Here is a 24551-nt window from a genome sequence, read left to right as displayed (position 1 = left end):
GGACCCAGCCCACCGCCGGCTCGGCCCACCGAAACCCGCGGTCAGTGACCGTGTCCGGCGACAACCACGGCCCCATCACCACAGGTGACTTCTCTCCCATCACCCAGGTTTCTCTCGACCCACTGCCACCGATTGCGCAGGCGGGACCGGCTGCGGGACCGATCGGCGTGCCCGGGGCCTCTAGGGACTTCGCCGGACGGCACGCAGAGCTCACTGAGCTGCACCGATTGCTCATGACCGGTCCTGGGAAGGCGCACGTGATATCCGGCTTGGGCGGGATAGGTAAGAGTGCCCTCGCAGCGCGCTACACGCAGGTCTACGCCGGCTCCTATCAGCAAATCATCTGGGTCGCTGCAGACAGCCCGGCCTCGATCAACGCCGGGCTCGCCCGATTGGCAGTCGCGCTCGAGCCACATCTGGCCGCCTTCCTCACCGACCTTGCACTTGTCGATCGTGCCGCCGCGTGGCTCGTCGAGAAGAGTAAGTGGCTGTTGGTACTCGACAACGTCGAGCGCCCCGCCGACCTGAGCGAGCTTTTCGGACGGATCGCGCCTAGCTCGGGAAGCATTCTGGTAACGAGCCGACGCCAGCACGACTGGGAACGCATCGGTGCGACACAGTCCAGGCTCGATGTTCTCCCACGCCTCGATGCTCTGGCACTGCTCGCAGGGCTTGTTGGGGAATTTGCGCCGACAGAGTTGCCGACCGCCTACCGCCTCTGCGAACTACTCGGGTTCCTGCCATTGGCTCTGGAACAGGCCGGGGCCTATATAAGGCAATGCCAGTCCGACGTCCGAGGGTACCTGGAGTTGTTCCAGTCTCAGCCTGCCGCCTTTCTTGGAGCAGCGGATCTCGATACCCCGGCCGCGGCCACCATTGCACGCGTCTGGAACGTGACTCTGGAGCAGATAGCCGAGGTCCCCTCGGCCCTTGAGCTGCTTCTGATTATCGCTTGGTTGGGGCCGCACGGGATACCCGAGTCCCTATTCGACTTCCTTCCGCCGGACCGTCGCGGCGAGGTGCCATACGCGCTCGGTGCGCTGGCCGACTACAGCATGATATCGAGGGCACCAGCGCCTCCTGGAGATTCTGATACGTCACAGCGCATCTCGGTGCACCGCCTCGTCCAAGCCGTAGCACGCACGGCCGACCCAGACGACCGGTATCGCGAACCGCTCCTCGTGCGGATATCTCGCGGAATAGCGTGTTTAATGCTGCGTGCCGCACTATCCGGCCATCCGGAGCACCCCTCTGCGTGGCCGGCTTACCGCAGACTGGGCGAACACGCAGAAGCCTATATAAATCACGCGACTCCCGACACCGATGACGGCGAGTCTGCCGCTGTCCTTGTCAACTACGCGACCTACCTGCAGAACCAAGGACACACGGCGCGATCGATCGAACTGTTCAGCCGCGCCTACGAGTGCTGCCTGCGTGTGTACGGCCCCGACCACGAGCAGACAATCGCCACGCTGACGAACATGGTTCGCCCCCACGAATCTGCCGGAAATCTCAAGTCCGCCGTGAGCGTGGGTGAAGCTGCCTTGCAAAGCGCACAGAACGCATTCTCAGACGACAACCGCGTCACGCTCATCGCAAGCCGAAACCTCGCCTACGCTCTGCAGAGGTCGGGATCCGTAGACAGAGCCATCGAGCTCTTTGAACGCACCCTTGTAATGTGCACCCGGTCGCTCGGCGCGGACGACGAGCTGACCCTTGGCACCCGAGCCATGCTCGCGGGCGCTTATGCCACGTCGGGAGACATTACTCAAGCAATCGGGATTTTCCAGCACGTGGTCGCAGATTCAGATCGTGAACTCGGGGCCAGCCATCCTGATACGATTGCCGCCCGCTGCAATATGGCTGATGCGTATCTGAAAGCAGGAGACGCGCTGCGTGCGGTTGTTACGCTCGAGCAGACTCTCGGGATCGCCGAGAAAACCCTCGGAACGCGCCATCCTGGGATGCTCACCATACGAAGCAATCTTGCCAATGCCTATGTGCAGGCTGGTCGCACAGCGGCAGCGCTCAAGCTGAACATCGCATTGCTCAAGGATTGCCTCGATGCCTTAGGCGAGAATCATCATGAAACCCTACTGTCCCGGATAAATCTGGCGATGTCCTACGCATCGGTTCGGGATATGAGCCAGGCCATCGCCTCCGGCACGATCGCGTTGTCGGAATGCCACAGAGTACTCGGGGACGATCATCCGACAACACTTTCCGCCAAAATCAATCTAGCGAACCTGCATCTCTTGGCAGGAGAACCAGAATTGACAGTACGCCTGCTGGAGGAAGCACTCAGCGTCGTCAGGCGTATTCTTACCCCCAACGATCCGCAGATCGTTACTACCCTCAGCTCACTTTCCCTGGCCCATGCAGTGTTGGGCGACATACGTCAAGCTCTCGACGTGGCCGCCGAGTGCCAAGCACTCGCTGAGCGCTCGCTCAGTGACCAAGACAAGCGTATGGCGCAGGTCCGCTTCAATCTCGCCATCGTGAGCGCGAAGGCTGGTCGGAGGCCTAATGCTGCATAAGTCGGCTTCTGCATGGCAAGCCCGCCAACTTAACCTTCGAGTGGGCTTCACGCAATCAGCGACCGACCGAGAATCAGCTACCGTACAGGTGACTCAGTCCGACCAGCAGGACGTCCCGACGCGCCGCTGCGGCCGCTTGGAGGTTGCGGTCGAACCCGTGGAGGGAGAAGAGGGCGAGTTTCGCGTCACGCACGTCGTGTCCTTGCTCGCCGATCAGGGTCCGGATGCGGTCTAGACGGTCGAGATCGGCGGGCCCCCTCGGGCTGAGGGTGGCCTTGGCTTTGCCGAGCAGGGCGATTCGGGCACGGGGACTTTGCGGTCGTGCGCGCTGGGCGAGCGCCAGGATGTCCACCTCGTGCTTGGTCCGCGTCTTGGCGTCGGAGATCTCGGCTGCCCCGACCGGCCCGATCTCCACGTCGTCGGCCTCGTCGCGGGCGTAGCGGCGGGTCCAGATCCTGGTTAGCTCTTCGAAGTGCGGGCCGGGGAACCTCGCGTGGAAGGTGGGGCGGCCGGCGGTCCGGGCATCTGCTGCGCGCCCGTCTTCGATGAGCGGGGCGTACGGCAGTGTGATCAGCTGGTTGAATCGGGATGGGGTCGGTCAGGGTGAGCGTCGGTTTGCGGGACCGGAGTATGTCCTCGGAGCGGGTGACGTAGCCGGTGGCGCACAGCAGGCTGCCGACCTCCGCGGTGGACCCGGCCACCGGGGAGATCGAGCTCGATCGGCGTGACGTGTCCCTCGCGAGTAGCTCGACCTATTTTGGTCACGTCGCTTCTGACCATGCCCAGACGCTACCCAACGTGTGATCGGCCGGACGCTTTAGCTCGGACTGTGTACATGCTCGAGGATCTGCCCGTCTGCGGCATAGCTCGTCATGGTCTCCAGACCGTTGCCGGCGGGAAGGACATCTGCGAACAGCACCGCGTCGCTGAGCCGTTTGACCGGTAGCGTCACGCTCTGACCGTCTGCAAGAACGGCTACGACGCGCGCTGTGTCGGGTGTGAGCACTCCGGCGAGTACGAGCGGAAGGCTGTTGTTGGAACTGCGGATGCCGTAGGTGAGGCCTTCGGCCAGGCTCTTGCCCGGGGCGACGCAATCGGAGGTGCTGCTGCTCGCGAGCATGCTGCCCGGCATGGCGTAGCTAACGCAGGAGCCGAACGCACCCTCGTGGAGGGCGACAGTCCACTTCTGAGAGCCGAGGGAGCCCCTGATCGAGACTGAAGCCGACCGCGTCGAAGGTGACTCATTGGGCCGGTACCAGGATACGAAAGCGGGCGTGATGCCGCCGTTGAACGGGATCGAGTAGCCGAGATCTATCCCCGCGTTGTCGTATGCGGTAGCTCTGGTGATGGCTAGGGACGGAGTTCCGGCGAAGGCGATGAAGCTCCTGCCGGACAACGTGACCACAGGCACGTTCGCAGATTCGCCGTTCGCGAACGCGATCACGAAGTGCCCGATGTTGTCGGGGACCACGCCGAACGTGGTGTAGAGCCCTTCGCCGGTATTCCCGTATCGGTTCTGGCCCTCGCTCACAACGGACAGGAGCGGGTTCGAGGGCGTCGGATCCTGCCCGGACTCCACCAGCCCCATCTCGTTGGCGGGCGATCCACCGATCGACTCGCTGTAGGTTCCCCCGCCATCGGAAGACACCTTCACCGACCATGCGATCCCGTCCACCGCGCCTGCGCCGATCAGCCCGTGGGACATGTCGTAGGCGAACGGCCGTACCGTGGCTGTATGCGTGGTCGGAGACTTGGGGACCGAAGCGGAAGGGGTGCGCAACGTCCCGGAGCCGAGCAGACCCAGTGGCACGGCCGCCGCCAAGATCACGGCCGTCCCGGCACTCACCGCTCGTCGCCGTTGGCGCTTGATCCGCCGACCGTGTGCCGCGATCGACACGTGCGGAGCGGGACTGGGCTGGGCCCGGCCGAGCTCCGACTCCAGACGGTCGCGCAACAACTCTTCCTCGGGGCTGTACTCGTAGACGCTCATCGCGAGCCTCCATCCGTCAAGTGCGAGCTTGTGCGCAGCCGGCGCAAGGCATCCGAGGTCTGGCTCTTGACGGTGCCGATCGACACACCGAGAACGGCGGCGGTCTGCGCCTCGCTGAGATCCTCGAAGTAGCGCAGCAGTACCGCTGCGCGCTGTTTGGGCGCGAGCTCGGCCAGCGCCGCCCACAAGGCAGCACGCTCTTCCACGGTCGCGGTCTCGTCCGGTTCCCCAGGCTCGGACATCAGCACACGGTAGTCCTCGACCACCCGGCGTTTGCGGAACCGGTCGTTGTTGGCGTTGCAAAGAACCCGATAGACGTAGCCGTCGAGATCCTCGGCTTGCCGCACCCGCCTCCACGAGGCGTACACCTTAGCCAGTGCCGTCTGTACCAGGTCCTCGGCCAGATGAAGATCCCCTGTGAGCCCGAGGGCTAGACGCACCAGCCTCGGCCAGCGGCTGGCCACGAACTCATGGAATCCCTCCTCGTCCGCTTCTCGCACGAGCGTCCCCTCCCTTCACGGCCTACAACCACCGGATGCCGCTGAAAGGTTGGGCGGCGGACACAACTTCTCATTTCCGCAGATCGGGACTCACATGGCCGCCCACCACGTCCGCCGTCAGAGCAATGATCGAGACTTGTGGACCGGTCTGACGGAAGGGCGTACGAAGGCGTACCTTCCCGGGGGATCGATGAGTCTCGAGACTGGCCGGCGTTGGCGCGCCGGTCGGGAAGGTACGCCCGGTGTTGACGGTAGTGGCTGAGAACGGTTCGATGCGAACGGGGCCTCGCTGCTCGACGATGTGGTGCGGGAGGGGGCGCGGCGGATGCTGGCTGCCGCGTTGGAGGCGGAGGTCGATGCGTATCTGGCGGACCTGGCCGATCAGCGCGGCGAGGATGGTCGGCGCCTGGCGGTGCGCAACGGCTACCACCGGCCGCGGCGGGTGACGACCAGTGCCGGGGCGATCGAGGTGAAGGCGCCGCGGGTCAACGACAAGCGGGATCGACCCGGAAACCGGTGAGCGTAAGCGGTTCTCTTCGGCGATCCTGCCGCCGTGGGCGCGTAAGACCCCGCGGGTCGCCGAGGTGCTGCCGTTGTTGTATCTGCATGGCCTGTCCACCGGTGACTTCGTCCCGGCGCTCGAGCAGTTCCTCGGCTCGGCCGCCGGCCTGTCCCCGGCCACCGTCAGCCGGCTGACCGAGCAGTGGCAGGCGGATCACGCCGTGTTTGTCCGGCGGGACTTGTCCAAGCTCGACTACGTATATGTCTGGGCGGACGGTGTGCACCTGCGCATACGCTTGGGTGAGAGCAAGGCGTGCGTGCTGGTGCTGATCGGGGTGCGTGCCGACGGTACCAAGGAGCTGATCGCGATGGACGAGGGCTACCGGGAGTCCGGCGAGTCCTGGGCGAGCCTGCTGCGCGACTGCGCCCGGCGCGGGATGCGCGCCCCGGTTCTTGCGGTTGCGCGGCTCCTCGCTGGGCGACGCGTTCGGGATCTGCTGGTTCCTCAAGCACGTCGGCGGGGTGACGACGGTCGGGCACGGCGGATCCGCGAACGGCCAGTTCGCCGATCTGTTGCTCGTGCCCGAGCGCGACTTCGCAGTTGCGGTGATGTCGAACGCGGGCCCGGACAGCGGGATGGCGTTCAACCAGGCGATCCTCACCTGGGCGTTGGAGGAGTATCTCGGCGTCGTCGAGCAAGCCCCCGAGCCCCTGCCCTACGACGCGACGCGCGCGAGCGAGGTGGCGGGCAGGTTCGGTAACGAGGTGATGGTGCTTACCATCACCGACGACGGCGAGAAGCTCGCAATCGCCTGCGATGTCAGGCCCGAGATCCGCGCGTCGAGCGAGATCGAACTTCCGGCGGACCTGCCACCAGCACTCATGGGCCTGCTGCCTGGGGAGACGGGCGAGTTCATCATCACCGAGGGCGGACTCGCGAACCAGCGAGGCATCTTCACCCGCGACCAGTCCGGCGCCATCATCGCCGCTGACCTCGCCGGGCGCACCTTCGCTCGCGAGTAGTCGAGCGAGCCCGTCCGTCGAGATCAGGATCCAGTCTCGACGGACGGGTACATTCGACGCTCGATCTACGCTAGCCAGGCCACCTGACACTCCAGACGGAAACCCGCTCACCCCCGACTCGCGCCCAGAATGGGCGCGGCTCCCCCTCCGGGGAGCCGCGCCCATTCTGATTCCAGTCCTAAGAGCAATGATTTCAACACCGCAAGGTCGATGGCTGATTCGCGGCGTGCGCCAGCCGCCCGCTCGGTCTCCTTCCGCGAGGGCAAGATCGCTCATTACCACGGGAGCGAGGACACCGCCCGGACCGAGGCCTCGCTCAGACCGTAGCCGGATCTAATCCCCGTCGATCACGCCCGAACCCGGGCTCGTGAATGCCGTCGCTGGACCCGAGCACAAGGATCGAGCCGGGCTCCCCGACCGATCGGCAGCAGGACTCGGTTGATCATCTGGTCAGAGAAGACGAGCCACAGGAGCTACGCGATGTATCTGCATACTGACGGGTGAAGGAGCTGAGCAAGCTCGACGACAACCTCCGTACTCCGTAACGCCAGCCATCCACCGCTCCGCCCTGTACTGGTCACCCCGACCGCTGCCAGAACGCAGAGGATCAGGACGCACGCGTTCAGCGCGATGAGCGCAGCCCATGCGTTCGACCCGCCACGCCACAGCCTCCGCCGCGGAACCCGGCCTCGCGGTGCATCGCGCGCACTCGTTCATCGGTACCGCGAACACCATCCGCGATGGCGTTCGGGCGGTTCGTTGGCTCCGCTCGCGCCACCGACGAACCGCCCGACCCGGCTGTCCTGACAGTGGCTGCCCCTACGCCCCACTACCCCGCATGCTGGTACCGTAAGTTGTACCAATCGAGAGGAGAGGTGATGTCCGTCACCGCGAGCGAGGCGCGCCGCCGGCTGTTCCCCCTGATCGAGGAAGTCAACGACAACGCCGAAGCTGTCGAGATCGTCTCCCGCTCCGGGAGCGCCTACCTCGTCCCGGCCGCCGAATACGAGGCATGGCGCACCACAGCGCACTTGTTCGCCGCACCCGCCAACGCACGCCACCTGCTCGAGTCGTATAACCAGGCGACCAGCGGAGACACACAGGTCCACGAGCTGATCGACCCGGAGGCCGGGAACGCTCGGTGAAACTCACGTTCACCGAGCGCGCCTGGGAAGACTACCTCTGGTGGCTAGCCCAGGACCGCGCAACCCTCAAACGGATCAATCGACTGATCGAGGATGCGAAACGCGACCCGTTCGACGGCATCGGCAAGCCCGAGCCGCTCAAGCACACCCTCGCGGGCGCTTGGTCACGGCGAATCACCGAGGAACACCGACTCGTCTACCTCCCGCAAGACGACCAGATCACCATCATCGCGGCCCGCTACCACTACGAGTAGCCCGAGCGCACTGCCAGGCGGAGCAATTCCCCACCGGAGGCTCTGCCCAACGGGCTTTACGGCGCAAACTCTTTGGCTGGCGTAGCCTGCGGGCTCGCTACCGTCCTGGACGGTCTCCTCCGCGTGGACGGCGAGGCCTTTCCGATTCCGCGCACTACACCGCCTCACTCGGGGGCGCTGCCCTGGGGCGCAAGCACAGAACTCGCGCTCGACAACGTGCTCCCGTTCCTGCGAACCCTTGACCCCGGCTCAGCCGATCCCAGCCAGCAACCAGCCGAAGTCGTACTTCGAGGCGCTGACGAACCGAGACCTGCGGCCGGCCCCTGCGCGCGGTGACCCCATCGCGAGACCGGCCTCCATGGTCATGGCGTCCCGGCTTAGTGTCTGCAGGTTCGTCCACTGCCGTGCGAGCGTCTTGTGCAGGCCGCTCCGGGCATCCGCACAGGCGACTCCGGAACCTGACAGCCCGGTGGACCGGTGGGCCGAGGACGAGAACGCCCTGAGCGGCACCGGCTTGTGCAGCGCGGAGGCCGTCCGCCCGGGCCAGCCCCGACAGCGCCCGCGGGACGCGACTGCTCCGCACGAGTGAGCCAAGAAAATCTTGCGTCTCCGATGTAGATATTCCCGGCTGTCTTGGGTATGGTTCCCCGTGTCGAGAGAAGAAGTCTCAGGGACGTGGCAGAGACGAACTGCCCGTGGATGTGACAGCAGGAAGCCAGACGCGAAGGCCCAGCATCCGGGCGCGCGCGGCTGGCGAAGACAGTCCGACGCGCTGGGACCGTGCAGGTGAACGGGGTTCCGGTAGGGGACTGGTTGTGAGAGATATCCGAGGAGAAGGGAAGGGCTCACCGTCAGATCGCCCGCCGCGCCCGGTTGTTCCGGTCCGGCGGCTTACCGCAGGTCCTCGCTAGGAAAGGTGGTCTCCGGTCACGCTTACGCGATCCCCGCACCCGGTCGTTCCGGCCGGAGCGTGCGGATGACCGTCACCGGCTCTCTCCCCCCGGCCGGTAGACGGTAGATGGTGTCAACCCGAATAACCCCGGGCCCCGGTGCTTGCGCACCGGGGCCCTCTTACCGTGTGGAGAGGCATTTGGAACCCGAGTCGCAGACCGCGGCCGAGAAGCTCGATGACGAGACCTACCCCGCCTACAGCATGGGACGGGCCGCGGAGATCCTGGGAGTGACCCCGGACTTCCTGCGCAGCCTGGACGAGGCGAAGCTCATCACCCCCCAACGCTCACCCGGCGGACACCGCCGCTACTCGCGCTACCAGCTGCGCATCGCCGCCCGCGCCCGCGAGATGCTCGATGCGGGAACCGCTCTGGAAGCCGCCTGCCGCATCATCATCCTCGAAGACCAACTCGAAGAAGCCCGGCACATCAACGCCAGACTTCAAAAGCCCTGAGCGCTCCCATCACCGCCGGCGCCACCACCGGACGCACTCCGGACTCTCCGATCCCGCCGGTGATCAACTGCTCGCCCTGCCGCTGTCGGCTGCCCGGACGCCGCGCGTGCTCGGCGTTGACGACTTCGCGCCGGCCTTGCTTATCTAGAGCTGATCGCTTGGGTGACGCTGTGACCTGGGCTGCCTCGTTGTGGACAGTGTCGTTGATGAAGCGGCGCATGTGGTGGCGACCACGGTCGGCAGGGTTCGATCGAGATGGAACCGCGTCGTGGCTGTAGTCATTGGCGGGTGTGGCAGCTGCCCGACGCATTGCCGAACGGCTCTGGCCGGGTGTGGAGTCCGGCTCCGGCGTGTCGTGTGCTGTGGCACTATGTTCTGCATGCTGACCCGAAGGGACGATGCCGCGTAGGCGGCCGAAGGGGCTGCGCGCTGAGCGCTGGCGGCCCAGACGAGGTGTTCCGGTCCGTCGCATTCGTGGCGTCTCCGCGCTGACGCGTCTAGCGATTCGGAAGCTGGAGGACGATCGGTTGTGGGCTGGTGCCGTTGCCGCGGCGCTGGCGGAGTGCCGGTGGTATCTGGCCCAGCCGGGATCGGTTTTGCCGGACCCTGAGACCGGATGCGACTGCTGTAACCCCGTATTGGCACGTGACCTGCTCGAAGCCGTGCTTCTGTGGCTTCCCCGAGGTGCGCGTATTGACCTTGGGCGTGTTGTCGCCGTTCTTGATGCTGACTTCGATCGCAGGACGGAGCCGCGCCCATGGCTCCTTCTTCCCCGAGGGGTGTGGGGCGCCGATGGGCGGTGGCGTCGACGCTTTCTAGATCAGTGACCCGGTTCTATGGTTCCGCGGCGATGCCTGCGGCGCGCAGGTGTCCGATGGCGGTGGCGAGCTGGCGGCGCAGGCGTTGGTTATCGGCGGTCAGTTCACGGTTGCGGGCCAGTGCGATCTCGAGGCGGCGGGCCAGGGAGGCGTCGCTGCCGCGCTGGCCGGTGGTTGCCGGCTTGGGCAGCGGGCGGCGGTCGAGATCGCGCAGGCGCTGGATCTCGGCTCGGATGTCGGGCTGGGTGTAGAGCCAGGACCGTGAGACGCCGGCGGCGCGGGCCAGTGCCTCGAAGGTGACCGGGTGCTCGGCGGTGTCGAGCTTACGCAGGGCCCGTATCGCCTTCGCCCTGGTCAGTTCGTGACGTGTGCGGGCCGAGGTGATCAGGTGGGCGGTGTTGTCAGCTCGCATCGGCTATCTGTCCTCGTGCGTCGTTCTCGTCGGCGTCCTCGTCAAGCGAGGTGATGATGTTCTCGAGGTTGGTCAAAACCTGGCGGTTCATCTCCACCAGACGCTGTTGTCCGCGGGCTTCAGCGGCGGCGATGATCTGGAGGACTTCGGTGCGTTGTCGGCGGTGCTGGGGTAGGAATTCGGCGGTGGTGACGAACATCGGGCAGGTCAGACAGGAGTTGGCGTGCGGACAGGTCTTGACCACGGGCAGGGAGCAGTAGCCGTTGGGCAGCGCCTGGGAGGCGCGTCCGACGCGCTGTTTCGCCCAAGCCGCCTCGGCCAGAGGTCCGTCGGGGTCCAGGACGACCTGCTCGCCGCCGATGTTGACTTTGCGTGCGGCCTCCCAGTGGCGGCGGATGGTGGTGTCGTGCAGCCGGGCGTAGTGGGCCGTCATCTCATGGGAGTCGTGGTCGAGGATTCGGCGGACCACCTCCTGTGGGACGTCGCGGTTGATCAGCCGGGTACCGAGAGTGTGGCGCCATTGGTGCGGAGTGAGGTGGACCGCGGCTCCGTTGGCGTCGCGGACCTGGCAGCGTTCTAGCCAGAGGTCGAGGACCTGGCGGTAGGTGTCGCCTCTCATCGGCTGACGCCCGTGGATGTTCTTCAGCTTGCGTGGGAAGAGCACCGGCACACCGCCGGGCCAGCGTTCCAGCACACGGCGCTGCTGGTCGCGGATGTCGTGTTCGAGTTCCTCATCGATGGGGACCAGGGCCTCGCGCTTCATCTTGTGGTTGGTGTAGCGCAGGTAGGGGGCGCCATCGGCGTCGTGGACGATGCACTCGAACATGACGCGGGTGGCGTCGTTGATCCGCAGGCCGCAGCGCATCAGGATCAGCGTGATCAGCCGGTAGGCGGGCTCGGTCCAACGGTCGAGGTTGGCGGGGTCTTCCAACTGCGCCATCACGTACTCAGCCAGCGCGCGAGGCAACTGCTTGGCCCGGCGCGGGATGTCCTCGCGGTAGAAGACGACATCGGCCGGCAGCGTCTCGTCCCAGCGGTGGCGGCGAACATCGGTAAGGAAAATGCCCAGCTGTCCGATCGCGCGCTGGCGCCGGTACTCGCTTTGCGAGGCGATGTCGGCGAGGTAGCGTTCCAGCACGGCCCGGCTGAGCTGGCCGAGGCGTTCGATTCCGGGTTCGGCGCGGGCAAGGAACTCGGTGAACCGGATCAGGGCCCGCAGACCGATGTCCGCGTTGCTCAGGCTACTTCCGGCCGACAGCCGCCAGCGGACCCAGCGCTTGGCGAGCGTCTTGAACTGGTCCTGTCCGATCGCGCCGAACCGCAGGGTGGCCCGGCCGCAGTCCTCGATTCCCAGATTCTTCAGCCGCCACACGTCCCGGTCGAACTCGACCTCCCAGCCGGTGCCGTAGAGCAGGTTCTCCACCTGCCGCCGGGCGTAGGACAGGAACGGTCCGGAGGCCTTGCGCCGCATGCCGGGCAGAGAGTTCACGCGCTCGCGCCACCGCTCCTCGGGGTACTCCAGCAGCGAGACCATCCCCGAGGCGGCCAGCACGTTGATCGCGTGCCGGGCGTGCTTCGGGATCAGCGGCGCCTTCTGCTCGTCATGACGCTGCTGGAGCGCGTACTGGACCTCCAGGCGGAGCCGGGGCGGCAGGATTAGCAGGTCTATCGTCTCGCAGTGCGCCGGGGTCGCGGCGTGGGCAGCGACGAACGCCTCGACGTCCGGGCGGCCGGCCTGGCGCCACCGCTGGGCGTGCGAAACGCACAGCCCTGTCTTCGCCGCCCACAGTTCGCAGCCGGCCAGGCGGCAGATCCCGTAGCGTGCGCTCGATACGGCAACGACACCCGAGCCGATCCACGACTCGGTCTCCGGGCCGCCGGCGCGGCGCCATGCCTTGATGTGCATGACACAGAGCCCTGTGCTGTTGCGTCCGAAACCGCATCCCGGCACCGCGCAGGACTTCACCCGGCCGTCGCCGCGGACCGCGGCATCGGCCGCCTGGACCCAGGCCGACTTCTCCGGCCGCCCGAGCGCGGCCCAGCGCTGGAAATGAGCGCTGCACAACTCGTGCACCCGCGCGGCCCGCCGACACGTACCGACCAGGCACGGCACGCCCCCGAACACCGGATCGGCCGGGTCGATGACCAACACCGCAGCGCGGAACTCGATGCGCACCGCCGCCACCAGCATCTCGCTGAGCCCCGGCGGATAGCGCCAGCCCGGCTCGTCCGGCGCGGGTCCGGGCATCGCCTCGCCGCTCACAGCCGTACCTCACGGCCGGCGAACCAGCCCGCAGCCTCCAGGGCCCGCCGGGCATCCTCGGCTGTGAGATGGCCGTAGACGTCCAGGGTCGTACTCAGGTCCGCATGGCCGAGGATCGTCGAGACCACCTCGATCGGCACACCGTCGCGCAGCATGCGGGTGGCCGCCCCGTGCCGGAACCAGTGCGGGTCGAAATCGATCCCGAGCGACCGGCGCAGCCTTCGGACCAGGTCGTAGACCGCCCCGTAGGCCAGCGGCCGCCCGACCGGTTCACCCCACAGATTCACGAACACGTAGTCGCTGTCCAGATCCCCGTACTCGCCGTGCAGGTAGTCGGCGTAGAGCCGGACCAACTGCGCGCTGACCGGAACGGTGCGCGACTGCCGGGACTTGGTGCGGGCGCCGTTGTCGTTGTGCCTGGGAACCACCACCAGCTCCCGCTCGGCGGCGGCGACGTCCTCATGCCGCAGCCCGAGCGCCTCGCCGATCCGAACCCCGGTCTCGTGCAGCACCGCGAACAAGAACCGGTCCCGCAGCCGGGTGCAGCCATCCAGCACCGCCTGCGCCTCCGCCACGGTCAGCACACGCGGCAGCTTCTTCGGCGCCTTCATCGCGATCGTGCGCCGCGCCACCGGAGCACCAGGATTGACATGGTGCAGGAACGGCTTCCACGAACCCCGCCGGGCCCGGGCCGGCTGCCAGGTGACCAGCAACTCACCCAGGTCCACGCCCTGACGGGCCGCATGCTGGTAGAACGCAGACAACGCCGCCAGCTTCCGGTTCACCGTCGACTCTGAGCAGTGCGCGGTCACCGACGGAAGCACCGCTATGTTCCGGCCGCGCATCCGCGGCGGCCTGCGCAGCCAGGCTACGAACTCGCCGATGTCCTCCAGCCGCACCTCCCGCCAATCCAGCCCGTGCTGTCCGAGGAAGACGAAATAGTCCTTCAGATCGTGCGCGTACGCCTTGACGGTGTTCGGCGACCGCTCGATATCAGTCAGGTAGGCCAGATACCGCTCGACCGGCCCGACCGGAAGCCCGTCGCCCCCGAGCACCGTCCAGGACTCCAGCCGCGTAGCCGGCGACACGACACGTTGAACAAGCATGAACACACTCCAGAAGCTGCGTGATGGACAGCGGTAGATAACCACCGCCACCACGCAGCCCCGGACCGTCCCTCCGCTCGTCTTCTACGTCACAGACACTCTCCGAATGACTCTTGATAACCAAGCGCCGCCGCTACGCCACCATCCTGATCGACCCCGGGACGCGCGAGCGCATCGACGTGCTACCCGACCCGGGTGCCGACACCCTCGAAGCCTGGTTGCGCGAGCACCCCGGGGTGCAGATCGTGCGCCGCGACGGCTCGGGCGCCTACGCCGAGGCCAGGAGCCAGCCGAGGGGTGGGACGCGGGATCGCCTTGGCGCTCGGCCGCGCCGACTGGAGTGAGTACGTCACCGCCCGCTCCGGCGCCGCCGGACGCACCTGGCACCTGCAGGCACGATCGAGGCCGCCGCGCACGCCCGGGAGCGGACGCCGAGCCGCACCAGGCAGGCCGGGTGGCGTGGGTGTCCTTTACTTGCGGGGGCGAACCGGCTGCGCTCTCCGCCACCTTCGCCACCGGGGCGGCCCCGGCCGAGCCGGCCGGCCTAGGCACATCGCCCGCGTACGGTTTGGACCGATCACCGCATCACCCTCGGCGCCGACCAGCACTGGGACGGGCACGAACATCCCCGGTCAGCCTTGTCCCGATATGGCCTTGTCACTTGCGAAACGTGATGACTGCGCGGCCCGCGTTGTAGAGCGATCGCGCGACGGTTCGCGGGTCGCCGAGGTAGCCGGCGACCATGGCGCCGTCGCGCAGCATGAGCAGTTGGTCGGCGACGTTTGAAGTGTCGGCGACGCCGACCTGCCGGAGCATTGAAGTTCCCCCGCAGAGCTGGACACGTTCTGCTTGCGCTGCCCACGTGTGTTCGCCCCGGAGCCGCTTTCGCGTCTCTGCTGGGGTGAGGTAGCCGAACTCGGGGTGTCGGCGTAGCCGCTTGCCGGGATCCGGGCCGGCATGGGAACGGTCGGAGATTCATACGACAACGCGCTGGCGGAGAATTTCTGGAGCGTGCTGAAGACCGAGTGCGTGCGCCGGGCCGAGTTCGCCACCCGGCGCCGCCACCGCCGCCTCCCCGGCCAGCGCCCCGGAACCCACCCTCGAACCCGCACCGATACAACCAATCGAGTACGCCCAACCGGGCGAACCCTGAGCTTGAGCATGGGTAAGGGAAATATCGCGCACTGCACCAAGTCGGTACTCGCTCCACGCCTGTCGCAGGAGAACACCCCACAACGGTCCACCAGCTCTGGGGACTTCGGCCAACACCGCGACGGCGGCGTATATCGGCACCCAAAGTGTGACTCCTGACACTTTGCGATACGGCGGTGAGGGGCAAACCAACGCCAGGTGATGCAGGATTTTTCACACGTCGCCGGCACATCCGTCCGCTGTTTCGCGCCGTGGGCCGACCGTCGTGCGAGAGAAGTGCGAGGGGCGTGTAAGGAAGTCGGCGGTAGGGTATCCCGTCGGAAGCGCCGCGAAGGACCCCCCGTGGGTGCCTGGAGTTCGCGGGCGGCCTTGCCGACCGGTTCGATGGGGCCATGAGCAAAGAGCAGTTCGTCCACCACCGCCAGCCGAACGCGGTGCTGCGCGGCGGTCCGCTCGCTGGCGGCCGGATCCGGGTCGAGCGCATCGCGCCGTACGTCGACCTGGTCGAAGCCCAACGCGTCTTCTACCGCCCGACCGCGGAGGTGGACGAGGAGTTTCCGAACCTCGTCGTGTACGCGTTCGACCGCGCCGAAGCCGCCTGACCTCAGTCGACGTGCGCACGAACGTCGACCGCACCGCCCAGATGGCCGGAGCGCTCGCCGCCGACCGCGCTGGGCGGTTCGATGGGCCTATGAGCGATCGGCGGGTCACGCCGTAGTCGTGCCGAACGCGGTGCTGCGCGGCGGGCCACTCGACGGCGAACAGCGGCACGCCGAGACCAGGGCACCGATCGGTATCGGGGTCGCGGACATCGTCCTGGCGCACGTGCTACCGGAGGCTCGGAACGTCACCAGGCACGGAATCCGCCCCTCGGGAGCTGCTGAAGGCGTCACCGACGCCCATCTAAAAATCCAGACCTGAGCAAAAAATGTGCTCAAAGGCAAACATCTCACGTCTGTCGCGGGTGGTGGCGTCGTCCGTCGGCGCAGAGAAGCGCTTCCACCTCCCCGGCGTCCAGCCCGCACTCGGCCGCGATGGCATCGCGCGCGACGCCCGCCCGCGCAGCGGCCAGCACGGCCTCAAGCAGATCCTCGCGGCGGGCGGCGAGGCCGGCCTCGCGCACCTGGTCCGGGGCGGCGGTGACCAGCTGTACGGCATCGGCCCTTAGCCGCGCCACCGTTTGGCGCAGCCGGTCCAGCCCGGCCTGGCACGCGTCCCGGACCGAGTCGCCCGGCGGGTGCGCGCCCGCAGCCGGGGCAACATCCGCAGGGCGCGCTCCATCCGTGCGCGCGGGTTCGGGCACAGCGGGTTCGTCCAGCGGCTGGCGATCCGCCTCAGCGTTGAAAGTCACCTCCACCGTCTGCTCGGGGCGGCGCTCCTCCATCTTCGCCAGCAGCACGAACGCGGTCTTGTCCGGCGCGCTGAACGGCGGCTGCGTCATCGAGCGAGGCCACAACCGGTAGCGCAGCACCACGTTGATCTCGGCCGCCAGCAGGGTGAGGCGCGCGCCCATGTACAGCCAGGACAGCAGGCCGATCACGATCGCGAAGAACCCCGACACATCCGTCGCATGACTGATCACGTAACGGACGTAGATTCCGCCCGCTGCCTGCAGTACCTCCCAGAAAACCGTCGCGAACACCGCTCCGACCAACACGTCCCGTACTCGCACTGCGGCCGCGGTCAGCATCGTGAACGCCGCGAGGAACACGCCGAAGTTGACCAGCGCCGAGACCGCCCAGGTTAAGGCCGATCCCAGCGGCGCGCGCGGCGCGAACCCGATCAGCGTGGTCGACACGAGGATCCCGATCCCGAGCACCACCAAGATCGCGAAGCCGCGAACGCGCCGGCCCACGAACCCCGGCCACTGCTTGAACGGCACATTCCACACCGTGTTCATCGCGTTCTGCGCCGCCTGGCCCACCCCCTGCGCCCCGTAGATGGCGCCGGCGACGCCCACCACCAGGGCGAGCGCGTTGCCGCGTAGCGGGTGCGCCGAACTGCGCAGCTGGGTGCCGATGATCGGGAAATTGGCCAGGGCCGAGTTCACCAGTCGGTGCTCAAGCCCCGGGTTTCCACCCACGACGAAGCCGAGAACCGTGGAGAAGAGCAGGAGCAGGGGGAACAAGGCGAACAGGCCGTAGTAGGCGATGATGGTGGCCTTGCCGCCGGCCTGGTCATTGCCGAACTTCTGGACGATCGCGAACGGCAGCCCGACCGGGCCGTGGTTCTGTTGAAACCGGTCGAACCGGCGCACAACGATCTCCGCGCGATTCATGGGGCTCTCCCTCCGAGCCGCGGTCGGCATCCCTGCTTCCATACTGCGCTCGCACGGCCTGCTGGTCACCGTTACGGGAACCCGACCACATTGCTCCAGCTCAACCGCCGGTCCGCCACCCCATGGCGGCGTGCACAAGCCCCTTCGGGGCCGATCGGGCGCGTCGCGCTTGTGCGTTGACTGCCGATAGTGGGCTGACAAGCCCAAAAAGGGTCCGCCGGCGCGGGCGAATGGACTACTGAGACGCGTCGAGTCGCGCCGGAGTGGACAACACACAGTCACGGACCTGCGCATAGAGGCAGCGGACACGGGATACACGGAGGTAGCAGTGAAGGCGATCGTCGCGACCGATCCGGCGGCGGAAGCGGCCGGTATCAAGCTGGTGGAGCGACCTGAGCCGACGCCGGCGATCAACGACGTCGTCGTCGAAGTCCATGCGTCGGGCTTCGTCCCCGCGGAGTGGGAGTGGCCCTCGACGTGGGTCGACCGCTCCGGTCACGAGCGGGCCCAGGCGATCATCGGCCACGAGTTCGCCGGAGTGGTCACCTCCCTCGGCTACGGCACGACGGGACTCTCGCTAGGGCAGCGGGTGTTCGGGATCACGGACTGGCACCGCGATGGAACCCTGGCCGAGTACGCGGCCGTGGAGGCACGCAACCTCGCGCCGCTGCCAGGCAACGTCGAGTTCACGGTCGGTGCGAGCCTGCCGATCTCCGGCTTGACCGCATGGCAGGGCCTGCTCCAGCACGGTCGCCTACGGGCGGGGCAGGCCGTCCTCGCGCACGGCGCCGCCGGGGCGGTCGGGTCCGTGGTGACGCAGCTCGCCCGGGAGTTCGGCGCCTATGTCATCGGTACCGGGCGGGCGGCGGACCGCCAGGCGGCGCTCGACTTCGGCGCGAACGAGTTCCTCGCCCTCGACGACGAAGACCTCGAAGACATCGGCGGGGTCGACCTGGTCTTCGACGTGATCGGCGGTGACGTCCAGAGGCGCTCGGCAAGCATCATCCGGCCCGGCGGGACCCTGGTGTCAGTAGTCGGGCCCGCCGAGACACGCCCCGTCGACGGTCTCGCGGTCGACTTCGTCGTCGAGTCCGTTCCGAGTCAGCTGGCGGAGATCACCGATCGGGTGCGCGACGGGCGCCTTCGCACCCACATCGGAACCGTCGCGAACCTCGACGACGCCATCCCCGCGTTCAACCCGACCGAGCGACGCAAAGGCAAGACCGTCATCCGCGTGCGCCCCTGAGCCTCCCGAAAGGCCCGCAGCGGCAGAAGCCAACAAGGCAGAAGTCCAGCCGGGTCGACGCCCGGCCTCGCTCGTTGCACCCGCCCTACGACCGATGGCGGGCCGGTTGCGGTGCGTGCCCGGCGCCTTCGGGGGCGGTCAGGCCGACGGGGTTCACCATGCCGTCGCGGAGGGCTTCGGGAAGGACGCCGGCGAACCGGAGGCGATGCCGCCAGAACCAAGTCGGGCTCCTACCTCGCCAAGCGGAGCACAGCGAACACGGGAACTGTCCGGTACCGGTTCCCGCCGCCGCGCAGCCGGTGCGGCGGCGGGATAGACGCATCGACCGTCGAACGGAGGATGCCGCAACGCCACGAGACGCGCCGTCGAATCGCGGTGCCGGCGCCCACGTGGTGCAGTAACGGAGATGCAGGCCAAGCTTCGGCTGGGAACCAGGGGGCGAATACCCCGGGGATCGACGGCGTGAAGGCCGGGATCCTCACGCCGCTACTGGACAACATCGTGCTGTCCGCGCTCGATGAGCACTTCACCCGCGATGTTGGAGGACTGCGGAAGCATGTCCACGCAAAGGCAGCACAGGGAGCTGCCGACATGACCGAGCCAGCCCGACGGTTCGAGGCCACCCAATTCCCGGAAACACGATACGCAAGGTGCCTTGGCACGAGGCGATGAAGCTGCGGAGTGCGCCGCCCCCGCCCGGCATGGACGCGGCTGCAGCCTGCTCGGACGGTCGCGCCGACGGCTTCCTGCCGCCGCGCATCCACGGGGCATCGACTTCGCGCCGGGTCCGGCCCGTGTCTCGTTCATGTCCGCGGTCACGTTGCACTGAGAGTGGCATACACCTGGTCCACGAAGGTCAGCATGGCCCCGCTCTTGAGCCGGGACGTGTTGTCGAAGCCTGGTATCACCCTGACGAGGCCGAACACCGGTTGCCGGCCGGCTGGCCCCGGTCCGGCCCACGCGCAGATGTCCGTCACCATCAGGACCTGGCCGCACTCGAGCACGACGTGCGCCGCGGACAGGTGCGGGCCGGGATCCACGGTGCTGATATCGCCGACGTCTCCCCGTCCGGCCGCGATCGCGAGGGTGTCGTAGGCGAGCAGCTCCCAGCACTGGCCGGGCTTCGGCGTACCGATGGTGACGTACATGTACGGCTCACCACCGTTATCGGTCTGCCTCGGGTCGATGTACCCGGCGCCGGTGACATCCACGAGGCTGCCCGCCACTGCGGCGACCGCCGGAGGGCCGGCCAGCTGCGACCCGAAGCTCGCCGGCAGCAGGGGCCCACCAGCCAGCGACCCCGGGCCGAACTCGCCCGGCAGGTGCTGGACGTCGCCGGGCAGCGAGGCGGGGAGCGTCGAACCCTCAGGCCGAGGCGTTCCGCTCGAGCCGCAGGAGGATTCCGCGCCCAGGACGGCGCCCGTGGCCGCGGTGCTGACCGGGATCGTGCTCACGGTCACTCGCGCCGGGAGGCCGTATGAGGAGGCGGTCGAGGAGACCGGGCGCGGGCGAAGGGCACCGGCGAGCCGGAATCCGCCCACGCACACCAGGAGCACGACCGCACCCGCGATCACGGAGGCGATCAAGGCCCGCATCCCGCGGCGCGGGCCGGAATCCGCGCCGTCCACGGGCGAGAACACCCCGAGCCGAGCACGGTCGAGCGACAGTCCCACCGGCTTGCCCTCGTACGTCGGGAGGCGGTCGTTGACCAGCTCGGCAAACTGCTCCGCCACCTGATGCCAGCGGGCCCGCCATGCCTCGGAATCCCCGCCGCACGCCTGCGCGTAGGCGAGCGTCACGTCCAAAGAGGGCAGCATCGTTCCCGAAGCAGCGATGGACAGCGTGCTGGCGGAATAGCCGGCGCGCTTGGCGAGCGCCCGGTACGTCATGTTTCCCGCCTCGGCGCGCAGCGCGCGCAGATCACGCGCGAACTCGGCAAGCGGACCACCGCCGGGATCCACCGGCTTCTCTTTGCGCGCCATACTCTGTCTCCCTCCCGGGCGGCCTACTTTGCGCCCTATGGTCGGGCGAGGTGAGCGTGCCTGAGCGGCGAGCGGATGTCGAGAGCGTGACGTTCGGAATTGATTGATCGGTGACCGGATGACAGCCGCCCCGAGTCTCCGGCCTTCGCGCGTGGCACACCCGGTGCCACGCGCACGGCTGCAACGCCCGAATGCCCGACCACGCAACAGGTGCGCACGCCGTTCACAGGGTTCCGGATGGGCCCGATTCACCATGCCGGCAGGACCGACTGCGGCTCCGAGAAGCCGGCCGACCGCCAGGTCACAGGGAACTCATTTCGACCGGATTCACCGAGCCCGGACAGCTCTGATCCCGGGTCGGATCGGGCCATGCCTCCGCCGACTCCGTACACGACCCTGCGCGATCCGGTCGGTACTCCGGTCGGTGTACGCGCGAGAGGGGAAGCGGATCAATTTCACTCAGCGGCGCCATGGGCGGCAGGCGCGACGCGCAGTCTGATTGATCGTTCGTCAGGTGGAAGGACTTTTCCATCGATGAGCGCAGCGGTGCGGCCGGGCACGGCCGAGGCGGCTCGGAACCCTGCTAGAACTTCGAGGCACATACGGAAAATCACTGATTTCACCGTATTGTCCCCTGACGCTCCCGACCGTTCTGGAGATCCTGTGGTCTCATTCCGCCTTCCCGCACTCGCCGCGGCAGTCGCCACGCTCGGCTTCATCGCCGCCGCCCCCGCGACTGCCGACGCCGCTTACGGCAACAGCAACGTCAGCTGCTCGGACGCCTTCTACCAGCACGACCCGCGACTCGGCCCGCTCGACCTTCCCAGCAGCGGACCGGTCGGCAACGAGCTCGCCGGCTACCACCGCACCGGATACCTGACCACCACCCAGTTCCTGGACGACTACTACAACCCGGCCACGGGCGGATACATCTTTCCGCCCGAAAACGGCTACGCGCTCGACCTCAACGGGAAACCGATCAAGTCCACCATCCAACTGGTGCCCGGGCAGGACATCGATCGTTACGGCAGCGAGGCCGGCGGATTCCTCGCGCCCGAAGGCACTCCCTACGCGCAGCGCGCGCTCCCGCCGCAGAGCCTCGACAACACCGCCAGCGCGTCGTGCAACTACCACGACTACCGTGTGCTGAGGGCCTTCAACGTGACCGCCGGGCCGATTGCTCCCTGGTTCGCGCAGTCCGGCGGAGGCCTGCAGTTCCAGCTCGACTCGACACAGGTGCCGGGCGCCCCCACCCCGCTGAACGTCCTCTGGCTCGTGCAGCACGGCTACCTGCAGCCGATGGACGGAACCTCCCAGTACGAGTCCGACCAACACGCGCCCGGTTCCGAGGCCGACCAGCAGCAGACCCCGCTGGCGGGCGCGGAGCAGAACTGAGGGCTGTCGGTCCCTTCCCCGCTCCGCGCCTTCACCACCACAGCTTCGCTCCCTAGCCCACCGCCATTCCTCGGGAGCGAAGCCACACACCTCACGGCGCGGGCGGCGCCATCGCCGCGAACCTCATCGCCGGAACCGCGACCCTCAGTAGCCTGCAACGGTCCGTCACCCTCGACGCGACGGTTCCCCTGGGGACACGTGTGCGCACACCAGGCTGTGCCACACGGGTGCACGGGTCGGCAGGGGAAGTCGTACCCGACCTTCTCCCTGACGTCAGCCGTGATCTCGAGCCCGGTCAGCCCGGCCGCCGCGCCGACGGGCGCGCGGGCGCCTCGGAGCCACCGGGGGTAGCGCTGATGGGCACCTCGGCAAGAGCTCCTTCTGCGGAAGAAGTTACGCCCGAAGTCGGACGAACCCGCCACGGAAGCAGCCGGTCCGAAGCCCTGAACGTCGGCCGCGGGAATGAGTCGCCGGCTTTGCCCGTGCCCGTGCTCGTGCCCGCCCGGCGACGCGTCAGCGGCGCTGCACCCTCCGCGAAGAAAAGCGCGCGGAGTCCCTCGACGACGTCGAAGTCGAACCGGGCTGCGGCCCGGCCCATCCCCGCCGCAGCCGAAGGAGAGAAACGGCGGCGCGACGATCGGCTCGCACAAGCCCGCGAGCCGCTGACCGACATATACAAGACATGTACAACCAGTCGGGGCCGCGAGTCGCGCAAAGCGTATATACATCGCACCCCGCCTGACCTAGCATCAGGTATATCGCCCCGGACCCCGGTGATGGCCCCACCCTTCCCGGCCATCCCGAGGCGATCATGGAAACCAGCACGGGCACCGAAGACATCCTGGCCATCCAGCTGCTCTCAGCGGGTGCGGACTGCGCGGTAGTGGCACTGCACGGCGAACTCGACATCGCGCAGTGCGAACACGTCATCCGCTTCTTCGAAACTCTGATCTACGGCGGCCGAAACTCGATCGCGCTCGATCTCAGCGCTCTCACCTTCTGTGATGCGTCCGGCCTCCGGACCCTATGCCGGATCCGGCTGCTCGCGGCCGAGAACGGCGGCCAGCTGAGACTAATCACGCCCTCACCCAAGTTGATCAGGCTCTTGGTCATCACCCGGCTCCATGCCGACTTCATCGTGGACGCGACGGTCGAACACACCCGGAGGGCTCGTCGCGTCCCAGTGACCGGCCCGACGAAGACACGCTGCAGGCAGGAGGCCGACACGCCCAGAACTGGGCCGACCGTACCAGCCTGCTGTCGGTTCGCGCAGGTCTGCCGCACGGTCGAGGCCTTGTACGGCGAGGGGGGAGGCTGGAGAGCACTGGCAGTGCGGGCGGTTTCCAACGACCCGGGCGATGCGCTGCTGGCAAGCTTCCTCGAGCAATGGGCAGTGATCACCGGCATGTCCGGCACGACACCGCATACCGAGGAAATATGTCAGGCATGCCGCTCACGGCTTCCCGGTCGCTCGTGAGCTGCGACCTGCTCCTCTGCTTCGTCGGCCGGGCGTAGCAAACCCCATGGGGAGGGTGAGGGAGACGGGTACCGCCGCACCGAAGGGAGGGGGCGAGGACCTCCGGTGGCTCCCCGCGGCCCGGTCGCGGCGTGTGAGCACCCTGGTGATAATTGCGGTATGGAGATCGCGCAGCGTTACCGCTGGTCATACGGCTCTGTGCCGCTCAACGACGACGAATGGCACGTGGTGGAGATGGAGGCGGAGGGCGGCGCGCGCCGGGCTTTGTGCGGCTTCCCAGTCGAGCTCGAGAAGCAGGGCGCGAGCTGGGGATCCGAGGGCACCTTCCCCCGGCACGACGAGTGTACACATATTTACAACGTGGAGCACCCCGGCGAGCCGCTGGCGATGCAGTCGGATTGAGTCTGCCCGTGGTGCGTGAAGGGCTGTCGGTATCCGGACGTCGCTGTGGTGACCGGCAAGCGCAGGGCGTCGCAGGCAGGTTCGCAGGTTCCCGCTCGACACCGCGATCCGCCGACGCCGGTGCGTCGGCGGATCGGAGGTGCTCTATGCCCCCGTCTCGGCCGCCTCGGTCACTTCGATGGCGATGCCGAGCGCTTCGGCGATGTTGCCGGCAGCCGACATGACGCGCGCGGTGCCGACGATGGGGGCGATGGCGACCAGGACGTCCTGCAGCCGGCTCGAAGTCAGCTGGGCTTTGAGGCCGGGATCGATGTGGGCGAGGTAGGAGACCGGGGGCGCGTCCATGGCGGCGAGCGCGGCGATGCGGGTGAGGATGAGCATGTCCGGGGGCAGGCCGCAGCGCTCGATCGAGTCGACCGTCATGGCGGCGAGGGTGCCGAGGACAGGGGTCTCGGAGTTCGGGGTCACGCGGTCCTCCAGGTGAGGTCGGGGTCTTCGCGGACACCTTTCGAGGCCGTGAGGGGATCCGTGTAAGCAGATTCACAGCGTCGAACATCGGCCCTTCGACCGTAGGGAGCTGTGAGACCGGGCGCACTAAGGGTGGGCTGTCCACGTGGAAAGGCCCACGCCACCGACACCGTCTGATCGCCCAGCGCGCGCACCCG

At 67.5% G+C, this 24551-nt stretch carries 22 protein-coding genes and 2 pseudogenes; 13 read left to right on the top strand and 11 right to left on the bottom strand.

Annotated features, from left to right (window positions below; all coding sequences use genetic code 11):
* Positions 1 to 50: 50 nt before the first annotated feature.
* Entirely contained in the window at positions 51 to 2537 is a 2487-nt protein-coding gene (locus ACTRO_RS25885; RefSeq protein ID WP_157436447.1) for a tetratricopeptide repeat protein, read from the top strand.
* 73 nt (positions 2538 to 2610) lie between these two features.
* Here the strand turns inward: ACTRO_RS25885 and ACTRO_RS43905 are convergent, their stop codons facing one another.
* The 3 genes from ACTRO_RS43905 to ACTRO_RS25870 all read right to left on the bottom strand — a co-directional run bounded on the left by ACTRO_RS43905 (position 2611) and on the right by ACTRO_RS25870 (position 5027).
* Positions 2611 to 2952: a hypothetical protein gene (locus ACTRO_RS43905; RefSeq protein WP_051451394.1), complete on the bottom strand. Its 342-nt coding sequence runs from the start codon at positions 2950 to 2952 to the stop codon at positions 2611 to 2613.
* A 402-nt stretch (positions 2953 to 3354) separates the two neighbouring features.
* Entirely contained in the window at positions 3355 to 4527 is a 1173-nt protein-coding gene (locus ACTRO_RS25875; RefSeq protein ID WP_034267077.1) for a hypothetical protein, read from the bottom strand.
* Positions 4524 to 5027 carry a SigE family RNA polymerase sigma factor gene (locus ACTRO_RS25870; RefSeq protein ID WP_034267074.1) on the bottom strand — a complete coding sequence of 168 codons (504 nt, stop codon included), beginning with the start codon at positions 5025 to 5027 and terminating at the stop codon, positions 4524 to 4526. Before ACTRO_RS25870 ends, ACTRO_RS25875 begins: the two co-directional genes overlap by 4 nt.
* A 289-nt stretch (positions 5028 to 5316) precedes the next feature.
* Here ACTRO_RS25870 and ACTRO_RS49870 point away from each other — a divergent pair.
* The 5 genes and pseudogenes from ACTRO_RS49870 to ACTRO_RS25840 form a co-directional block, all read left to right on the top strand.
* Positions 5317 to 6049, top strand: a pseudogene (locus tag ACTRO_RS49870) (transposase); the annotation flags it as partial.
* Between the two features lies 1 nt (position 6050).
* Positions 6051 to 6551, top strand: coding sequence for a hypothetical protein (locus tag ACTRO_RS49865; protein WP_169739949.1), 501 nt, complete (start codon positions 6051 to 6053; stop codon positions 6549 to 6551).
* Between the two features lie 878 nt (positions 6552 to 7429).
* Positions 7430 to 7696 carry a type II toxin-antitoxin system Phd/YefM family antitoxin gene (locus ACTRO_RS25855; RefSeq protein ID WP_034267071.1) on the top strand — a complete coding sequence of 89 codons (267 nt, stop codon included), beginning with the start codon at positions 7430 to 7432 and terminating at the stop codon, positions 7694 to 7696.
* Positions 7693 to 7950: a Txe/YoeB family addiction module toxin gene (locus ACTRO_RS25850; protein ID WP_034267067.1), complete on the top strand. Its 258-nt coding sequence runs from the start codon at positions 7693 to 7695 to the stop codon at positions 7948 to 7950. Before ACTRO_RS25855 ends, ACTRO_RS25850 begins: the two co-directional genes overlap by 4 nt.
* Before the next feature lie 1153 nt (positions 7951 to 9103).
* On the top strand, positions 9104 to 9355 hold the full coding sequence (locus ACTRO_RS25840) for a MerR family DNA-binding transcriptional regulator (protein WP_342673776.1): 252 nt from the start codon (positions 9104 to 9106) through the stop codon (positions 9353 to 9355).
* On the opposite strand, the gene ACTRO_RS47510 is transcribed toward ACTRO_RS25840, so the two are convergent.
* The 4 genes from ACTRO_RS47510 to ACTRO_RS25825 all read right to left on the bottom strand — a co-directional run bounded on the left by ACTRO_RS47510 (position 9330) and on the right by ACTRO_RS25825 (position 13954).
* On the bottom strand, positions 9330 to 9575 hold the full coding sequence (locus tag ACTRO_RS47510) for a hypothetical protein (RefSeq protein WP_157436444.1): 246 nt from the start codon (positions 9573 to 9575) through the stop codon (positions 9330 to 9332). The genes ACTRO_RS25840 and ACTRO_RS47510 overlap by 26 nt on opposite strands.
* Positions 9576 to 10189: 614 nt before the next feature.
* Positions 10190 to 10585: a DUF6262 family protein gene (locus ACTRO_RS25835; RefSeq protein ID WP_034267059.1), complete on the bottom strand. Its 396-nt coding sequence runs from the start codon at positions 10583 to 10585 to the stop codon at positions 10190 to 10192.
* Complete coding sequence (locus ACTRO_RS25830) at positions 10575 to 12848, bottom strand: tyrosine-type recombinase/integrase (protein WP_211244409.1); 2274 nt, start codon at positions 12846 to 12848, stop codon at positions 10575 to 10577. The genes ACTRO_RS25835 and ACTRO_RS25830 overlap by 11 nt, the downstream gene beginning before the upstream one ends.
* Positions 12845 to 13954: a site-specific integrase gene (locus tag ACTRO_RS25825; protein ID WP_034267055.1), complete on the bottom strand. Its 1110-nt coding sequence runs from the start codon at positions 13952 to 13954 to the stop codon at positions 12845 to 12847. Before ACTRO_RS25825 ends, ACTRO_RS25830 begins: the two co-directional genes overlap by 4 nt.
* Before the next feature lie 116 nt (positions 13955 to 14070).
* Between ACTRO_RS25825 and ACTRO_RS25820 the strand changes: the two are divergent.
* Positions 14071 to 14235, top strand: a pseudogene (locus tag ACTRO_RS25820) (ISL3 family transposase); the annotation flags it as partial.
* A 376-nt stretch (positions 14236 to 14611) separates the two neighbouring features.
* On the opposite strand, the gene ACTRO_RS47505 reads toward ACTRO_RS25820, so the two are convergent.
* Positions 14612 to 14770 (bottom strand): hypothetical protein, encoded by a 159-nt coding sequence (locus tag ACTRO_RS47505; protein WP_157436443.1) that lies wholly within the window; start codon positions 14768 to 14770, stop codon positions 14612 to 14614.
* Between the two features lie 728 nt (positions 14771 to 15498).
* On the opposite strand from ACTRO_RS47505, the gene ACTRO_RS25815 reads away from it, so the two are divergent.
* Both ACTRO_RS25815 and ACTRO_RS47500 read left to right on the top strand, forming a co-directional pair.
* Positions 15499 to 15708, top strand: a complete 210-nt coding sequence (locus ACTRO_RS25815; RefSeq protein WP_034267049.1) for a hypothetical protein — start codon at positions 15499 to 15501, stop codon at positions 15706 to 15708.
* Between the two features lie 118 nt (positions 15709 to 15826).
* Complete coding sequence (locus ACTRO_RS47500; RefSeq protein WP_157436442.1) at positions 15827 to 16027, top strand: hypothetical protein; 201 nt, start codon at positions 15827 to 15829, stop codon at positions 16025 to 16027.
* 28 nt (positions 16028 to 16055) lie between these two features.
* On the opposite strand, the gene ACTRO_RS25810 is transcribed toward ACTRO_RS47500, so the two are convergent.
* The gene (locus ACTRO_RS25810; protein WP_084316526.1) at positions 16056 to 17384 is read right to left on the bottom strand and encodes a YhjD/YihY/BrkB family envelope integrity protein; all 1329 of its coding nucleotides are present in this window, start codon (positions 17382 to 17384) and stop codon (positions 16056 to 16058) included.
* Between the two features lie 328 nt (positions 17385 to 17712).
* Here ACTRO_RS25810 and ACTRO_RS25805 point away from each other — a divergent pair, with 328 nt between their 5' ends.
* The gene (locus tag ACTRO_RS25805; RefSeq protein ID WP_034267045.1) at positions 17713 to 18630 is read left to right on the top strand and encodes an NADP-dependent oxidoreductase; all 918 of its coding nucleotides are present in this window, start codon (positions 17713 to 17715) and stop codon (positions 18628 to 18630) included.
* 815 nt (positions 18631 to 19445) lie between these two features.
* On the opposite strand, the gene ACTRO_RS49090 is transcribed toward ACTRO_RS25805, so the two are convergent.
* A complete protein-coding gene (locus ACTRO_RS49090; RefSeq protein ID WP_051451392.1) occupies positions 19446 to 20612 on the bottom strand; it encodes a helix-turn-helix domain-containing protein in 1167 nt (388 codons plus the stop codon).
* 663 nt (positions 20613 to 21275) lie between these two features.
* On the opposite strand from ACTRO_RS49090, the gene ACTRO_RS25795 reads away from it, so the two are divergent.
* From ACTRO_RS25795 to ACTRO_RS25785, 3 genes are all read left to right on the top strand, one after another.
* Positions 21276 to 22007: a TNT domain-containing protein gene (locus ACTRO_RS25795; RefSeq protein WP_063628075.1), complete on the top strand. Its 732-nt coding sequence runs from the start codon at positions 21276 to 21278 to the stop codon at positions 22005 to 22007.
* An 811-nt stretch (positions 22008 to 22818) separates the two neighbouring features.
* Positions 22819 to 23484 carry an STAS domain-containing protein gene (locus ACTRO_RS43890; protein WP_051451391.1) on the top strand — a complete coding sequence of 222 codons (666 nt, stop codon included), beginning with the start codon at positions 22819 to 22821 and terminating at the stop codon, positions 23482 to 23484.
* Between the two features lie 159 nt (positions 23485 to 23643).
* Positions 23644 to 23886 (top strand): hypothetical protein, encoded by a 243-nt coding sequence (locus ACTRO_RS25785; RefSeq protein WP_034267041.1) that lies wholly within the window; start codon positions 23644 to 23646, stop codon positions 23884 to 23886.
* 144 nt (positions 23887 to 24030) lie between these two features.
* Here ACTRO_RS25785 and ACTRO_RS25780 read toward each other — a convergent pair whose 3' ends face one another.
* The gene (locus ACTRO_RS25780; RefSeq protein ID WP_034267038.1) at positions 24031 to 24354 is read right to left on the bottom strand and encodes a hypothetical protein; all 324 of its coding nucleotides are present in this window, start codon (positions 24352 to 24354) and stop codon (positions 24031 to 24033) included.
* Positions 24355 to 24551 lie beyond the last annotated feature (197 nt).

The sequence above is a fragment of the Actinospica robiniae DSM 44927 genome, from assembly GCF_000504285.1.
In the GTDB taxonomy this organism is placed as follows: Bacteria; Actinomycetota; Actinomycetes; order Streptomycetales; family Catenulisporaceae; genus Actinospica; species Actinospica robiniae.
The sequence above is the reverse complement of the archived record's forward strand: the minus strand, read 5'-3'. Positions and strand labels throughout refer to the sequence as shown.

What these genes read in the sequence shown, in the direction of transcription:
- ACTRO_RS25875 (WP_034267077.1), bottom strand. Translation starts at nt 4,527, where the DNA reads ATGAGCGTCTACGAGTACAGCCCCGAGGAAGAGTTGTTGCGCGACCGT.
- ACTRO_RS25855 (WP_034267071.1), top strand. Translation starts at nt 7,430, where the DNA reads ATGTCCGTCACCGCGAGCGAGGCGCGCCGCCGGCTGTTCCCCCTGATC.
- ACTRO_RS25840 (WP_342673776.1), top strand. Translation starts at nt 9,104, where the DNA reads ATGGGACGGGCCGCGGAGATCCTGGGAGTGACCCCGGACTTCCTGCGC.
- ACTRO_RS47510 (WP_157436444.1), bottom strand. Translation starts at nt 9,575, where the DNA reads ATGCGCCGCTTCATCAACGACACTGTCCACAACGAGGCAGCCCAGGTC.
- ACTRO_RS25835 (WP_034267059.1), bottom strand. Translation starts at nt 10,585, where the DNA reads ATGCGAGCTGACAACACCGCCCACCTGATCACCTCGGCCCGCACACGT.
- ACTRO_RS25825 (WP_034267055.1), bottom strand. Translation starts at nt 13,954, where the DNA reads ATGCTTGTTCAACGTGTCGTGTCGCCGGCTACGCGGCTGGAGTCCTGG.
- ACTRO_RS47505 (WP_157436443.1), bottom strand. Translation starts at nt 14,770, where the DNA reads ATGCTCCGGCAGGTCGGCGTCGCCGACACTTCAAACGTCGCCGACCAA.
- ACTRO_RS25815 (WP_034267049.1), top strand. Translation starts at nt 15,499, where the DNA reads ATGAGCAAAGAGCAGTTCGTCCACCACCGCCAGCCGAACGCGGTGCTG.
- ACTRO_RS25810 (WP_084316526.1), bottom strand. Translation starts at nt 17,384, where the DNA reads ATGAATCGCGCGGAGATCGTTGTGCGCCGGTTCGACCGGTTTCAACAG.
- ACTRO_RS49090 (WP_051451392.1), bottom strand. Translation starts at nt 20,612, where the DNA reads ATGGCGCGCAAAGAGAAGCCGGTGGATCCCGGCGGTGGTCCGCTTGCC.
- ACTRO_RS43890 (WP_051451391.1), top strand. Translation starts at nt 22,819, where the DNA reads ATGGAAACCAGCACGGGCACCGAAGACATCCTGGCCATCCAGCTGCTC.
- ACTRO_RS25785 (WP_034267041.1), top strand. Translation starts at nt 23,644, where the DNA reads ATGGAGATCGCGCAGCGTTACCGCTGGTCATACGGCTCTGTGCCGCTC.